This is a genomic window from Desulfovulcanus sp. (assembly GCF_982781345.1).
Window position 1 is genome coordinate 1 of the sequence record NZ_CEYAEZ010000014.1, and the last position, 14,961, is coordinate 14,961.

At 43.3% G+C, this 14,961-nt stretch carries 11 protein-coding genes; 10 read left to right on the plus strand and 1 reads right to left on the minus strand.

Features of this window, described 5'->3' with window-relative positions:
- Positions 1-459: 459 nt before the first annotated feature.
- The 4 genes from AC3WVG_RS03690 to AC3WVG_RS03705 all read left to right on the plus strand — a co-directional run bounded on the left by AC3WVG_RS03690 (position 460) and on the right by AC3WVG_RS03705 (position 6,715).
- Complete coding sequence (locus AC3WVG_RS03690) at positions 460-1,059, plus strand: DUF1614 domain-containing protein (RefSeq protein WP_488796830.1); 600 nt, start codon at positions 460-462, stop codon at positions 1,057-1,059.
- 13 nt (positions 1,060-1,072) lie between these two features.
- Positions 1,073-1,924: a MogA/MoaB family molybdenum cofactor biosynthesis protein gene (locus tag AC3WVG_RS03695; protein ID WP_488796831.1), complete on the plus strand. Its 852-nt coding sequence runs from the start codon at positions 1,073-1,075 to the stop codon at positions 1,922-1,924.
- Entirely contained in the window at positions 1,911-3,566 is a 1,656-nt protein-coding gene (locus tag AC3WVG_RS03700; protein ID WP_488796832.1) for a two-component system sensor histidine kinase NtrB, read from the plus strand. Before AC3WVG_RS03695 ends, AC3WVG_RS03700 begins: the two co-directional genes overlap by 14 nt.
- A gap of 65 nt (positions 3,567-3,631) precedes the next feature.
- Positions 3,632-6,715 carry a UvrD-helicase domain-containing protein gene (locus tag AC3WVG_RS03705; RefSeq protein ID WP_488796833.1) on the plus strand — a complete coding sequence of 1,028 codons (3,084 nt, stop codon included), beginning with the start codon at positions 3,632-3,634 and terminating at the stop codon, positions 6,713-6,715.
- On the opposite strand, the gene AC3WVG_RS03710 is transcribed toward AC3WVG_RS03705, so the two are convergent.
- The gene (locus AC3WVG_RS03710; RefSeq protein ID WP_488796834.1) at positions 6,707-6,853 is read right to left on the minus strand and encodes a hypothetical protein; all 147 of its coding nucleotides are present in this window, start codon (positions 6,851-6,853) and stop codon (positions 6,707-6,709) included. The two genes, AC3WVG_RS03705 and AC3WVG_RS03710, sit on opposite strands and share 9 nt — an antisense overlap.
- 181 nt (positions 6,854-7,034) lie before the next feature.
- Between AC3WVG_RS03710 and cbiR the strand changes: the two genes are divergently transcribed.
- The 6 genes from cbiR to fabG all read left to right on the plus strand — a co-directional run bounded on the left by cbiR (position 7,035) and on the right by fabG (position 14,184).
- Entirely contained in the window at positions 7,035-7,817 is a 783-nt protein-coding gene (gene cbiR / locus AC3WVG_RS03715) for a cobamide remodeling phosphodiesterase CbiR (protein ID WP_488796835.1), read from the plus strand.
- Positions 7,810-8,313 (plus strand): bifunctional adenosylcobinamide kinase/adenosylcobinamide-phosphate guanylyltransferase, encoded by a 504-nt coding sequence (locus AC3WVG_RS03720; RefSeq protein ID WP_488796836.1) that lies wholly within the window; start codon positions 7,810-7,812, stop codon positions 8,311-8,313. Before cbiR ends, AC3WVG_RS03720 begins: the two co-directional genes overlap by 8 nt.
- Positions 8,314-8,356: 43 nt before the next feature.
- Complete coding sequence (locus AC3WVG_RS03725) at positions 8,357-9,364, plus strand: DHH family phosphoesterase (RefSeq protein WP_488796837.1); 1,008 nt, start codon at positions 8,357-8,359, stop codon at positions 9,362-9,364.
- A gap of 127 nt (positions 9,365-9,491) precedes the next feature.
- Entirely contained in the window at positions 9,492-12,104 is a 2,613-nt protein-coding gene (gene polA / locus AC3WVG_RS03730) for a DNA polymerase I (RefSeq protein ID WP_488796838.1), read from the plus strand.
- A gap of 97 nt (positions 12,105-12,201) precedes the next feature.
- On the plus strand, positions 12,202-13,359 hold the full coding sequence (locus AC3WVG_RS03735) for a pyridoxal-phosphate-dependent aminotransferase family protein (protein WP_488796867.1): 1,158 nt from the start codon (positions 12,202-12,204) through the stop codon (positions 13,357-13,359).
- Positions 13,360-13,452: 93 nt separating this feature from the next.
- A complete protein-coding gene (gene fabG, locus AC3WVG_RS03740) occupies positions 13,453-14,184 on the plus strand; it encodes a 3-oxoacyl-ACP reductase FabG (protein WP_488796839.1) in 732 nt (243 codons plus the stop codon).
- Positions 14,185-14,961 lie beyond the last annotated feature (777 nt).

Below are 14,961 nucleotides of genomic sequence, written 5' to 3' on the forward strand. Positions count from 1 at the left end.
TAACTCGGTCAGACAGTTTTCGCTGTTTTCCAAAAGCCTCGGATTGTTACAGGAACCGTTGTTGAGTTAATTTTCACGGATCCCGGGGACATTTTTTTATATTTTTTTTCAATCCTGATTTCTAATCTGGTAGTCAAAATGTGGTTTGGCCACAGACTCTTAAAAGTATTTTTGACCTGCCAAAGGTTTCTTGGTAGATTTATTGAGACTGGTATTTAGAGTTGTAGAGCTAGATTGGTCCTAATAGAGAGGGATTTTTTAAAAAAGTAAATTTTGTTATTTATAACATGTTGAAATAGGTTTAGAATTTATTTTTTTAAACTCCAAACTTTTATAAACGTAGGTTATGTTATGTTTCGCAATCCACTTTTCTTTCTTCCTTTCTTATTAGTTGTCTTTATAATCTTTTTTCTGGTTATAATTTTTCTTTTTGTTCTTATACAGATCGGAGCTATAACTGTGGCCTTTTCAAAGTTGGGTCTTTCGGGAGGCCAGGTTTTTTTTATCTTACTAGCTACGCTTGTAGGGAGTCTCATTAACATTCCTATTTATTCCAGGACCATCGTTCGTAAACCTTATGAGCCAATTGATTTGAAAGGAATGTGGCGTCATTACCGTATCCCGGTGTATGGTTTTGAATTGACCACGATCAAGCAGATTATTGCCGTTAATGTTGGTGGATGCTTGATCCCCTGTTTGTTATCCATTTATTTTATAACCCAAACAGGAGTATCATTAGGCTTAGGCATAAGCTTGATTATAGTCTGTTTATCTACTTATAAATTAGCTAAGCCAATCCCTGGACTGGGTATTGGCATTCCTTTTTTGCTTCCTCCTCTGATAACTGTCCTCTGCGTCTGGATTTTTGCCCCTAAAGGGCTTGAGCCTCAAGTGGCATACATCGCAGGGAGTTTAGGGACTCTTATTGGCGCTGATATTATGCACTTGTTAGATAGAAAAACCTTGGACACGATCCAGGCTCCGCTTTTGTCAATTGGCGGGGCCGGGACTTTTGATGGTATTTTTTTGTCCGGGATCATTGCCGTGTTACTAGCGTGATGGAGACTGAGCGATGATAGCAAGACTTACTTTGTGTGTGGATAAGAAGATTCACTTAAGACAAGGGGAAACTGTTTATTTTCAGGTAGTTGGTCCAAAGCTTCAGTCTCAGGGTTTAGAGACTGCTGTCTACCCACAGGAACCCATAGATTTTCCTCTACTCTCACACTCTACCCCGCTTCTAACTTGTTTCGGTGAGGCTAAGGAGTTAAAGGTTGGCCTTTATCTGGGGGAGGCAGAGAACTACTTTCAGATTATAGATAAAAGATGGGCCCCAGGACCTGACGGTAAAAATTATCTCCTTTTTGCCGCCAGAGTGATCAAAGACATATCTTTTAACGGTTCAATGGAGCTCTGCGTATATAAGCATGGTTATTCTCTGGCTTGGATCACCTTAAGTGATAAGGGGAGCCAGGGCTTGCGCGAGGACAAAAGTGGTCCCCTTATAGCAAAGCTTGTTGCCCAGAAAATAAACATTTCCATGGCCCATGGGTTTGTGCTGCCGGATGAGATCTACGAGTTAAAGGCCTTGCTTACGCATTTGGCCCTTTTTTGGGGTATTGATCTTATTATGACAACAGGAGGTACAGGAGTCGGCCCCAGGGATATCACTCCTGAGGCGACTCTTGCAGTAATTGAGAAGAGGCTGACGGGTTTTGAACAAGCCATGATCAGCACGGCCCTGACCAAAACAGTGCATGGGATGATTTCCAGGGCAGTGGTGGGTACGCTTCATGAAAGTTTGATTGTTAATTTGCCTGGCAGTCCTAAGGCTGTTCAAGAAAACTTGGGCACTATATTGCCGGCCCTGGAGCATACTTTAAGAAAATTACAAGGTGATAAAACCGACTGTGGGCGAAACTAAAATTTTTTCCATGAGCCCTATCCTGGAAAGGATAGTAGTTAAAGTCTGTGTGCTCAGGTTGGCCTTATTGGTACTTATTTTGGTCCCAGTTTCACTGGCCTGGCTCGAGCTCATTCAACCGGTGAATTATTTTGTCCACTCCAGGCAGGAATTGCTGACCACCTTTCTGGTTTTTGGTTTTGGACTGAATGTTCTGTTCCTGGTGACCTGGAAATATTTCACTTCCTTACGTTTTTTCTTTTTGCTTCAACTTGCTTCTGATATTTTCTTGGCTTCATTTTTGCTTCTGCTTACAGGTGGAATAAAGAGCGGTTTTGGTTTTTTGTTTTTGGTGATCATTTTTTTATATGGCCGGACATTAGGTCAAAAAGTAGCTTTATATGCCAGCCTGCTAATCGGTCTTTTTTTTATTTGTCTGACCTTAACCCAATATGTTTATCCCAAGTTTTGGGGGCAGGACATCTATGAGCCAAGTGAGTTGACCTATAATCTTTTCCTGCACTTCCTGGCTATTATTCTAGTTAATGTTCTTGTCAGGCTGGGTAAAGACCAGGAAGAAGACCTGATTCTCAAGCTTTTACAGCAAGAGATCGCTCTTGGTCACGCTGAGAGTCTGAAAAAGCAGGTCTTTGACTGGATGCTTTCAGGGCTATTGGTCTTGAATGAAAAGGGGCACATTTCTGCCCTTAACAAAAAGGCACAGGAATTTTTAGGCGTCAAAGATGTAAAGCTGGCATTGAAAAGGCCTCTGAAAGAGTTAAGCCCGGAGCTTTTTCTTTACTGGCATGAAAATCGAGACAGAAGACCTAAGTTGAGAGAGACCCAGCTAAAAGACGGTCGGATTTTGGGCATTCGCGTAACATCTGTGCCAGATGAGAACCTTTATCTGGTTATTTTTAGAGATATTACCGAGTATCGCCAGTTGGAAAGACGGGTACAGCAAATGGAAAAATTGGCCAGTGTAGGCGAGTTGGCCGCTGGCCTGGTCCATGAGATGAAAAATCCTTTGGCCGGGATAAAGACCAGCTTGCAGCTTTTGGTACAAAAAAATTTGGAGAAAGAATATGCAGATCGTCTGACGCAAGTAATTTTACGAGATATTGACCGATTGGACAATCTGCTCAAGGATTTTCTTGTCTTTGCCAGACCAAGGCAGGGGCATCAAGAAAATGTAAAGCTGGGAGAGGTGGTAGAAGAATGTATCCACGTGCTCCAGAATCAATATCCGCATGTGAGTATAGAAGTAAACGAAAATCTTGACCAAGCCACGTGGGAGTGGGATAGAAATCAGTTACATCAGGTGATTTTAAATCTACTTTTAAATGCCTTGCAAGCTGTGCAAGATAACCCTGCGCCAAAGGTGATGATTTATTGGGAGCGGAAAGGTAATGAAGAGCGTTTGGTAATAAAGGATAATGGGCCTGGAATTAACCATGATCTAAAACAAAAAGTTTTTGATCCTTTTTTTACTACAAAAAAAGAGGGCACGGGATTGGGGTTGGCTATTGCTCAACGGTTGGCTGGTCTTAACGGAGCTTTTATTGAGCTGGAGGCAGGCGAATCCGGAGGGACTAAGGCCTGTTTAGTCAGAAATTTTAGGTCATCTTTGATAAATCACCAAGCACTTAATCAATGTCGTTAATTTAAGGAGAATTCCACCTTTGGTGGGAGGATTTTTAACTTTATAACTTTAGTTTTTTTATATCTATGAAAGTATTTCTGGCCGATTTTCACGTCCATTCTTGTTTTTCCAGAGCTACGAGCAAAAAGTTGACTCCTTTGAATCTGGCAGCATGGGCGAAAGTCAAAGGGATAGATGTTATTGGTACCGGGGACTTTACTCATCCGGGATGGATGGCCATGCTCAAAGAGCATTTAGAGCAAGGTGAGGATGGTCTGCTCTACTTGAAAGAAGACCCGGATTTGGCAGGTGAAATACCCGGTTTTGATAATCAGCTTAAATCCACGACAAGGTTTATTCTTACTGCAGAGATTAGCTCTATCTATAAGCGTGGAGGCAAGGTTCGCAAAGTTCATAACCTGGTCTTTGTGCCAAGTTTGGATAAAGCAGAAGAATTAAATAAAAGGCTTTCTCAGGTAGGTAATTTAAAATCCGATGGTCGGCCTATTTTAGGACTTGATTCTCGTGATCTGCTGGAAATAGTCCTGGAAATTGATTCTATGGCCTTTGTTGTCCCTGCCCATATCTGGACTCCCTGGTTTTCCATTTTTGGTTCCAAGTCTGGTTTTGACAGTATAGAAGAGTGTTTCGGCGATTTGTCCAGTTATATTTTTGCCCTGGAGACAGGTTTGTCATCTGATCCTGAAATGAATTGGCTGTGGAGTAAGTTGGATTCTTTTACTTTGATATCCAATTCTGATGCCCATTCCGGGGAGAACCTGGCCAGGGAGGCAAATATTTTTCAGGGAGAGATTAGTTATGATGGGATTTATCACGCCCTACGTCGGGAAGGCTTAAGCCATCGTTTTTTGGGCACATTGGAGTTTTTTCCTGAAGAAGGTAAATACCACCTGGATGGACACAGGAAGTGTGGGGTGGTTATGGATCCAAGACAGACGAGGGCCAGAGGGGGCATTTGTCCTGAGTGTGGCCAGCCTTTGACTGTGGGGGTCTTGAACCGGGTCTTAAGTCTTGCCGACAGGGAAAATCCCGTGCAGCCACCTGGACAGCCTGGGTTTAGCTCCATTATTCCCTTGCCGGAAATTATTGCTGAGTTTATGGGCGTAGGCCCAAAGACAAAAAAAGTTCGTTCCTTTTATTATAAGTTGATTCACAAGTTTGGCTCAGAGCTGACCATCTTGCAAAAGGTTCCCGAGGAGGAGTTAAAACGATTTTCTCCCCCACTGGCCTTGGGCATCTCCAGGATGCGCAACAATGAGGTTTTTCGTGAACCTGGCTTTGATGGTCAGTACGGGAAGATTTCTGTGTTTTCGGCCAAGGAGAAACAGGAATTTAAAAGCGGACGTTTTTTTGTTGATCTCCCTCGACCAGAAAGAGAGAACAAGCAGCAAAAGCAAATAATTTATTCTCTACAAGATGATAAACACGATGAAACAGTTCTGGAATTAGTCTATAATGCGGAACAAAAACAGGCTATATCTGCGGGGCCAGGTCCGGTTCTTGTCCTGGCTGGACCTGGAACAGGAAAAACCCAGACTTTGATGGGCAGAGTGAACAGGTTGCTGGGCGATGGAGTAAACCCAAGACATATATTAATTTTAACCTTTACCCGCAAAGCAGCCAAGGAACTTCAGGAGAGGCTGGCTAAACTTCGCGGAGAAAAAGAAACCCTGCCAAGGGCTGAGACACTCCATGCCATGGCATTTGAATATTGGCAGCAGGTTCACCAGAGCGAGCCCCTGATCCTGGAGGAAAAAGAGGCCAAAAAAGTATTTTCTCAGGCCAATCCGGAGCTTAAGGGGGCAGAATTAAAAAAAGCCTGGCAGGAATATAACCTGGCTCGGGAAAAGAGGGAGTCATATAATAGTGCATATGGTCAGGCCTATATGCGCCTGAAACAGGATCTAAACTTGGTAGATTATGCGGACTTGCTGGAGTTTTGGCTGGAAGAGATTGAGGGAGGTAATTATGCCCGTCCCTTTACTCAGGTATTGGTAGATGAAATCCAGGATTTATCTTCTCTGCAATTGTCTATAATTACAAGACTGGCGGGTCCGGCAGGTGAAGGTTTTTTTGGTATTGGCGATCCAAAACAATCCATTTATGGTTTCCGCGGTGCAGTCACTGATATTCAGGAGAAGTTAAAGAATATCTGGCCCGATCTTAAGGTCATTAATTTATCTCAAAATTACAGATCAACCCAAGAAATATTAGATTTTTCCACGGCTTTATTTCCTGATACTCCAGCCTTAAAGGCGCATCAAAAAAGTGCCGGCCAGATCTTTGTTTTTCAGGCCCCTACAGCCACCCAGGAAGCAAATTGGATAGGTGATAGGATTAAGTGTCTCATTGGTGGAACTGCCCATTGGGAGCAGGATATGAGGCAGACACAGCAGGCACTTTCTCCAGGGGATATAGCCATTTTGGTCCGGTTCAAGGCTTTAATCCCGTCCCTTACGGCTAGCTTGAAGAGGCTGGGTATACCCTATTGTGTGCCCGAGCAGGAAATATTTTACAAGGAGCCTCGAGTGGAGTTGATCCTAAGGGCTGTGAGTCGGGTTTTAGGGGTTGTTGATGATAAAGATGTCTTTGATTGCCCGGAAAAGGTCTTGGCCCAGGGGCCTAAAGGAATGGCCGCCTATCTTAAGGATATACCTCCTTTTGACCGCATATTCTGGCAGAGTCGGGCTTTTAAAGAGTTGGAAAATGCCTATGCAGAGCATAATGGTTGGGCAGGACTGTTAAATTATATTCGCTTGGAAAGTGAATTGGATGCAGTACGCACAAGGGCACAAAAAGTAAGAGTGATGACCATGCATGCAGCCAAGGGGCTAGAGTTTGAGGCTGTTTTTTTGCCTTGCTTAGAAGATGGGATTATGCCCTTTATTGGTTTGGATTTATTGCTTGGTGATCACAGCGGTTATGAGGAGAAGACTGAGGAGCAGGAAGAGCGCAGGCTCCTTTATGTCGCCTGTACCCGGGCCAGGAGTTTTTTGTTTCTCAGTTTGGCTAAGTCCAGACAAGTTTTCGGCAAGGGCTTGCGACTCAAGGCCTCGCGTTTTTTAAACGAGTTGCCAAAAGAAATGGTGACCAGAACCGTAGCTAAGGCCCATAAGCAGAAAAGAGAAAAAAGACGGAGTTTATTTTAAGATAAATTTGTATATATAACGCTCATAAGCCAGACTCACCCGTAGGGCCAGAGCCGGCTCAAGGCCTACCTCGCGTAAGCGGCAATAAATATGCAGTGGGTTAAAATTATGTTGAAAGAAATTTCTAATTTTGTTCATAATCTTTGTTTGCCTACCTTTAGCAGGCACCGTATCGTTGCGGGATTGAGTTTGGTACTTGGAGCCGAAAAGTTAGATGATTTTTTGCAAAATATATACCCTGTAAACAATATAAATTAAAAAGGGCACTTATATCTCTCTAAGAGAGAAATCAAGCTAGTGATGTGAGATTTTCTCTGAAATGAGCAGGAAATTTTTTCAATTGGCAGCACCGTCATATGTCATTCCCGGTACGGTCGGTGAAAATTGTCTGGTTTTAAAAGATAAGGTTCGAGAAGTAGGCCTGACTTTATTTGAGACAGCGGCTTGTTTAAACTACACAAGTCAGGACATACCGCCCGAAGTTGCAAGGTTAAATCTTAAGTTTCATGTCCATTTGCCTCTGGACTATGATTGGACTCTTGGGGCAGAAGAAATTTTTAATTTGACCACAAAGTTACTTCAAAAAGTGCACTTTTTAGGTCCGGATAAATTTGTTCTTCATCCCCCGGAAAATGAAAGAGATTTAGACGCATTTGCCTCTTTTTGGGCGGGTAGGCATGAGAGGCGGGGAAACGGGGAAGCGGAGACAGCGAGAAGATGGGAAGCAAGAGGACAGGAGTTGTTGGTGGAAAATATAGCCGAGAATAACTTGACCGGGTGTTGGGATGTGGTGTGTGCTAAAAATCTTGGGGTATGTCTGGATTTAGGCCATATTCTGGCGTATGATCAACTGTCTCTTTTAGACTTGCCCACGTTATGGGAGAGGGTTAGGCTGTTACATGTTTATGGGCTGGAGATAGATAAAAAACACTATGGATTAGAGAAATTAAATGAGGAAGGAAAAGAATTGTTGCGCTGCATTCTAGAGCAGGTTAGGGCAGGAACAACTTTGCTTCTGGAAGTTTTCAGCCTTGCCGAGTTTGTTAGATCTAAGCAGATGTTAACTGACTGGATGCATTCTTGGGGGATAGAGCTTGTTTAGCTTGATCCTTGGCGGGAATAAGTCCGGGAAAAGCGACTTTGGCCTGGAGCTACTCCTTAAGGGGAAAAGTCCTCATTTACTTATAGTAACCGGCAAAGGCTTTGATTTTGAGTTCAAAAAACAGATAAAAGATCATAGATTAAAAAGAGATCCTAGTCTTTTGGTCCACGAGATTGGATCTGATTTAAGTGTTTGTTTAAAGGCCAGGGAGAAGGATTGGGCCACCATTTTGGTGGATAGTCTGGATTTCTGGCTTTTTACCCTGTTTGAACAGGGAAAATTGGAAGAAGGGATAAAAGAGTTTTTCTCTCTTTTAAAAAACTGGCAGGGACAGGAGATAATCTTCGTTAGTTCGGAAATAGGTCTTGGTCCTATACCTGTTTCCGGAGAGATGCGTCGATTTGTGCGCGCTTTGGGAGATGTTAATCAAAATCTGGCCAGGTTGTGCGCGCAGGTCTATTTTGTCCTGGCCGGAATTTCAGTGCGGATAAAATAGCGTTTGTTGAGTTATCCTTAAACCTTATACCACCACTTAAATAATGGCATACTTTCGCAACTTAGATCAAAAAATCAAAGAATTATTGGGTTTATTTGAAAAAGATCAGCGTTGGCTGATTGTTATCAATGCTGACCCTGATGCATTGGCTTCAGCTATGGCTTTGAAGCGCATTATGGCCAGACGGGTACGGGGAGTGGGTATTGCTCATGTCAATGAAGTGTCCAGACCGGACAACTTAACCATGATCAAATTGCTACGCATTCCCACACAAAAGTTGACGCCCCTTCTTAAGGCCCAATATGATAAATTTGCCATGGTGGATTCTCAGCCTCATCATCATCCGGATTTTGCGAATATAGATTTTTCAATTGTTTTGGATCATCACCCGTTAAAAGATGAGTCGCTTCAGGCTGAATTTCACGAGATCAGGCCGGAGTATGGAGCGAATAGCTCCTTAATGACTGAATATTTGTATAATTTAAAAATCAGGCCAGGTAAGCTTTTGGCCACGGCCTTGGTTTATGGCATCAAGACAGATACCCAGAGTTTTGAGCGTCCGTTTAGTGATGTGGATATTCGTGCTTTTAGGTATTTGACTAAATTCTACAATCCCCTTCTCTTGCAGAAGATTGTCCGCTCGGAGTTTCGCAAGGAATGGCTGAAGTACTTTTCCCAGGCCTTTAAAAAGGTAAAGATTTTGGGCCAGGGGTTAAGTGTGTTCATGGGTACAGTCGACTCTGCTGATATTCTAGTTATTTTGGCTGATTTTTTCTTAAGAATTCACAATGTTTCCTGGGATTTGGTCAGTGGATTACACGAGGACAAACTCGTGGTAATTTTTCGAGGGGATGGCTTGCGTCGAGATATGGGTAAAATGGCCGAACAGATGTTTGGTGATTGCGGGCCGGCCGGTGGCCATAGGTCCATGGCAAGGGCGGAGATTCCTTTAAGTAAATTGGAGCGGACTCATCCCCAGCAATTTATCTGGCAAAGATTGGGAGACTATAGAAGGCAAAAAGGCAAAAGGGCAAAAAAGGCAAGAGGGTGAGAAGCTTAGCTGATGAGAGGTTGAGAGGGGATTTAGTACAAACAATTTACCAACCTACAATGATTACAAACCGCCTTAACCTTTTTTCCTACCACCAATAGACTAATAAACCATTCAATAAGCAAAAATGAAAAGAAGGCAAAAGCCAAAAACAGTAGAAAGCATCAGAACCAGGTTAAAGTTGACGAGAGAGCCTATTTTTTTGGTCGATGGGAGTTCTTTTTTATATCGGGCATTTTATGCTTATCCGGATTTAAAGCGCGCTGATGGTTTTCCCACCAATGCCATCTATATTGTCTTACGCATGCTTTTTAAGATTATTAAAGAGGAAACCCCAAAGTTTTTGGGCTTCTTTCTGGATGGCAAGGGCCCTACCTTTCGGCATGAACTTTTTGAGCCCTATAAGGCCAATCGGCTGAAGATGCCTGAGAACCTGGCTCTGCAAATCGAGCCTCTTTTGCAGGGAGTAAGAAACCTGGGGCTGATGACTAAAGTCCTGGAAGGTGTAGAGGCAGATGATTGTATTGCTAGCCTGACACATAGATTTAAGCAAGATTATCCAATAGTTATAGTCGGCTCGGATAAAGATTTATGGCAGCTTCTGGATAAAAATGTATTCGTTTGGGATCCCGGGCAAAAAAAGGAAAAGTTGATCACCCTGGAAACCTTTGTCACCCAGCAGGGACTTAAGCCCGAGCAATGGCCGGATTTCCAGGCCTTAGTCGGGGATAAGGTGGATAACATTCCTGGCGTGCCTGGTGTTGGGCCCAAGACAGCTTTAGCCTTGCTTAAATACTTCCCTTCTTTGGAAGAGTTGCGGGCTGGTCATGATCAGTTAAAACAGTTAAAGCCAAAGTTGGCCGAGAAATTAAAGCCTCATTTAGATGATCTTCTAAGTTATCGTCAATTGACACGGCTGAAAACCGATTGTTGTCAGGAGATAGAACTTAAGGATCTCAAGTGTGGGCAAATAGATACCGATGCCTTGATTTCTTATCTAAAAGAATACGAGTTTAAGTCCCTACTTAAGGAAGTACCAGGGGCGGCGATGTCCGAGTCTCTGGATTCGAGAGTCCGGATTCGAGAGAATACAATAAAGCTTCCTATTAACTCCTCAACTCCTCAGCCACTTAACCCTTCAACTACTTTTCGTAATCAGGAGGTAGGTCTTTTTTTCGAGCAAAACAGATGGTTTTTGGGCGTAGATTCCAAGGAGTGGGAATTTAGCGAAAGCGCTGGTTCACTAAGCCAATTGGTGGCGAGCCTGCAAGGGGCCCAGATTTTTGTCCCTAGTTTAAAAGATCTTTTGCTAAAGGATAAAATTTGGTTTGATTTGCCGACCAATTCTTTTTTTGATCTATCTTTAAGTGCTTATCTTTTAAACCCCGAAGAGAGGAATTATAGCTGGAAAAGGCTTTACCAGTCTTTTGCCGGGGAAATTGAGGTGAGTGAGGAGAACAAGGGGTTGGCTACGCTAAAGATGGGACAGATCTTGAGGGAGAGAATAGCACAGGCAAGTCTAGAACAACTCATGCAGGAATTGGAGACTCCGCTGGTTCCTGTTCTGGTGAAAATGGAGCAAAAGGGTATTCGTATTGACCTCCATGCTTTTAAAGAGTTTTTAGCCGAGGTTAAGGACAAGTTGGCCAAGTTGACCGAGCAAATTTATGCCCAGGCCGGAAAGAAATTTAATATTCGCTCCAGCCAGCAATTGGCTGAAGTTCTGTTTCATGATTTAGGTCTTAAGTCCAGGCGGAAGACGCCTAAAGGGGCTCCCTCAACTTCTATTGCTGCTTTACAGTCTTTAGTCGGGGAACATCCGATCATAGAGTTGATTCTGAAGTATCGAACTCTGGAAAAGCTTCGTTCTACCTATTTGGAACCCTTGCCCCAAAAGGTAGATGAGAGGCAGAGACTGCACACCCATTTTAACCAGCTTGCTACGGCTACTGGCAGATTGTCCAGTAGCGATCCCAATCTGCAAAACATTCCTATTCGCGGCGAGTTTGGACCAAGAATGAGGTCATGTTTTGTAGCTGCTCCGGGTAAGCTTCTGGTAGCTGCTGATTATTCTCAAATTGAATTGCGCATTCTTGCCCATATGTCAGAAGATGAGACCCTGCTGGAAGCCTTTGAGCTGGGCCAGGACATCCATTCCCGGACTGCTGCCCTGCTTTTCGACAAACCTGTCCAGGAAGTGACCCCCGGAGAACGTAGAAAGGCCAAGACCATTAATTTTGGACTTCTCTATGGCATGGGGCCACAAAAATTGAGCCGCGAACTGGGTATATCCTTAAACGAGGCCAAGGAGTTTATTCAAATTTATTTTAGTAAATTAAAAAAGGTCCAGAAATTTTACGACCATATCCAGGAAGAGGCCGAAAAAAGAGGTTATGTAACAACCATTGCCGGTCGAAGAAGGCTGCTTCCGGAAATAAATTCCAGAAATGCCAATGTCGCCGGACAGGCTCGTCGTATGGCCATTAATACCGTGGTCCAGGGTTCAGCAGCAGATATTATCAAAAAGGCCATGATATTGGCAGATAAGGATGAAGTTTTACAAAAGCTTAAAGCCTACCTTATCTTGCAGGTCCATGATGAGCTTATTCTGGAAGTTGAAAAGGATTATGCACGTGATGCTGGCCAGAGGCTTTCTGAAATAATGAGCGGGGTCTATACACTGAAGGTTCCTCTGGTAGTGGATTGGGGAGTTGGTGAAAATTGGGGAGAGGCACATTAGTAAAAGTTAATGAAGTTAAGAGGTTGGGATGATAGGAAGATTAGTAGTCCCTTGAAACTTAAAATTCAAACAGGAGTGAGTTGTGAATAAATTAAGGATGTTAACTCCAGGGCCAACGCCACTACCTGAAAATGTTCGTCTGGCCCTATCCAGAGACATGCTTCATCATCGCAAGGATGAATTTAAAAAAATAATGGCAGAAAACCAAGCTGGGCTGCGTTATCTTTTTGGGACACGTGAGCCCGTATTGACTTTGAGTTCTTCTGGCACTGGAGCCATGGTTGCGGCTGTGACTAACTTGTTTGCCCCGGGCGAAAAGGTACTCGTGGTAGAGGGGGGTAAGTTTGGTCAGCGCTGGTCAGATATTGCCCAGTCACATGGCTTGGAGGTGGTGGCTCTGCCTGTTGTATGGGGCCAGGCAATAACGAAGGAAGAGGTAGAAAATGCCTTCTCCCGCTGGCCGGATATTCAGGGTGTTCTGGTCCAGGCCTCGGAGACTTCAACTGGAGTACTCCATCCCATCAAAGAACTGGCAGAGCTTTGCCAGGCAAAGGACAAGCTTTTAGTGGTGGACGGTATTTCAGCCGTGGGTATTTCTCCTTGTCCAATGGATGAGTGGGGCATAGACTGTCTTTTAACCGGTTCGCAAAAAGGCCTTATGCTCCCCCCTGGTCTTGCTTTTATTGCCTTAAGCCCAAAGGCTTGGGACCGTGTTCAGGCTATTGGCCCGAAAAATTTTTATTTTAATTTGCTTAAAGAAAAAGCAAGATGTTTGCAGAACCAGACCAATTTTACCCCGGCTATCAATCTAATCGTGGGGCTAAAAGAATGTCTGGAATATTTTAAGCTCAAGGGGCTTAAGAATATCTATAAAAAACAAAAGGCACTGACAGAGATGACTCGAGCAGGGGTTACAGCCATAGGTCTTGAACCGCTAGTCAAGGATGATTATACATTAGGACTAACATCTGTTCTTCTTCCTCCCGGTATTGATGGTGTAAAGGTTTTAAAAGTGGCTGCGCAGGAGTATGGAGTGGTCATGGCTGGTGGGCAGGACCAGTTAAAAGGTAAAATCGTGCGCATTGGGCATATGGGGTATGTGGATTGGTCGGATATTTTGGCAGGGCTTTATGCCTTGCGTCAGGCTTATGTGGCTTGCGGTGGACATTCAGGTTCCAGAGACTATCTGGAGCAGGCCATGAGTGTTTATGAAAAGGTTATGCAAAGTAATGTACAAGAATTGAATGGAGAGTGAACATAGAAGAGATGCCATTTTTAGTTATGTGGTTGAATCATATCTTGAGAGGTGGTGCGAAATTAAAAAGTGGTTAAAGCTGAGGAAAGTTATATGACAAAAAGGCCGATTGTTTTGATAACTGGCGCCAGCAAAGGAATAGGAGCTGCTATTGCCAAAAGGCTTGCGGGTTCCGGGTATGATATCTGGCTCAACTATCATTCGGATCATGAGGGAGCAGAAAGAATCAAACAGGAGATTGAAAAGGAAGGTATATCTCATTGTACACTTTTACCATTTGACGTTGGAAATGAAGAGGCTGTTCTAAGTGCCCTTGAGCCATTACTAGAAAAGGATGTGCCTTATGCTTTTATTCATAACGCGGGTATAATTCGAGATGGGCTAGCGGCTATGATGCCCAAAAAAGACTGGGATGATGTGATAAATGTTCACTTGTCTGGTTTTTTTCATGTTGTTCGGCCTGTAATAAAGGCGATGCTACCAAAGCGACAAGGGAGAATAATTGCTATTTCATCAGTATCTGGAGAAACAGGGCAGGCAGGGCAAATCAATTATTCGGCAGCAAAGGCAGGCCTTATTGGTGCTGCCAAGGCGTTGGCAAGGGAGGTCGCCCGGAGGAGCATCCTTGTGAACATAGTTTCACCTGGCCTCATAGAAACAGAAATGACCATGGATTTATCAAAAGAGAAACTGTATCCTCTAATTCCTTTGAAAAGATTTGGCAGACCGGAGGAGGTCGCGGGAGTAGTTAATTTTTTACTTAGTGAGGATGCCAGCTACATAACGGGTCAAGTGATAAGTGTAAACGGGGGGCTTTATATGTAAGGCTGCTAAAAACAGTAGCCCAAAATGATAAGTTCTGCCTAGAATATTCAACGCAATGTCATATGTGAAGTTTGCCAAATTAATTGTGTAAGAATCTGTGGCCAAACTTTATTTAAGAGGGCAAATTTTCATAATTTCTGAATCCGTGAAAGTGAGTAAATTTTGTTTATTGACAATTAGCAATCTGGAACTTTTGTCAAACTGGCGAAAAAATTCCCTCGGAGGCAGCCTAACTTAAAATTTTTAACACGATTAGTTGGATTTATGGGACATTATATTTTCAGGTTTTTAAGCAAATTTTGGAGCTAACGATTTAAAAAGATTTTAATTAAGGCTGCCTAACTCGGTCAGACAGTTTTCGCTGTTTTCCAAAAGTCTCGGATTGTTACAGGAATCGTTGTTGAGTTAATTTTCACGGATCCAGGGGACATTTTTTTCATATTTTTTTCAATCCTGATTTTTCTCATGCTGGTGCAAATGCTTGGACCCATCTATAGCTTGCTTGCGGGCAGAGTATAATGGGGTATTTGGGATAAATGAATATTCTTTTTATTGTCGATAGTTATGGTAAATAGTCCCGGATATTTAGTTTTGTCACTCCGATGCTCTGCTTATCCGCAAGCTTCGTCCCGCACCCATTTTGACAAAGTACCTGAATAGCGATGAGCATTGATGATTTTAAAGTTAATTTTTTGCTTTGCCACAAAATTTGCTGAAAATGGGTGCGGGACTTACCCAGCCCTTTGTAATGCTTTCAAGAAACCAGGATTTCTAATC

Excerpts from the sequence above, each read along its gene's own strand:
- fabG (WP_488796839.1), top strand. The coding sequence starts at position 13,453 with ATGACAAAAAGGCCGATTGTTTTGATAACTGGCGCCAGCAAAGGAATA.
- cbiR (WP_488796835.1), top strand. The coding sequence starts at position 7,035 with ATGAGCAGGAAATTTTTTCAATTGGCAGCACCGTCATATGTCATTCCC.
- polA (WP_488796838.1), top strand. The coding sequence starts at position 9,492 with ATGAAAAGAAGGCAAAAGCCAAAAACAGTAGAAAGCATCAGAACCAGG.
- AC3WVG_RS03705 (WP_488796833.1), top strand. The coding sequence starts at position 3,632 with ATGAAAGTATTTCTGGCCGATTTTCACGTCCATTCTTGTTTTTCCAGA.
- AC3WVG_RS03725 (WP_488796837.1), top strand. The coding sequence starts at position 8,357 with ATGGCATACTTTCGCAACTTAGATCAAAAAATCAAAGAATTATTGGGT.
- AC3WVG_RS03735 (WP_488796867.1), top strand. The coding sequence starts at position 12,202 with ATGTTAACTCCAGGGCCAACGCCACTACCTGAAAATGTTCGTCTGGCC.
- AC3WVG_RS03710 (WP_488796834.1), bottom strand. The coding sequence starts at position 6,853 with ATGAACAAAATTAGAAATTTCTTTCAACATAATTTTAACCCACTGCAT.
- AC3WVG_RS03695 (WP_488796831.1), top strand. The coding sequence starts at position 1,073 with ATGATAGCAAGACTTACTTTGTGTGTGGATAAGAAGATTCACTTAAGA.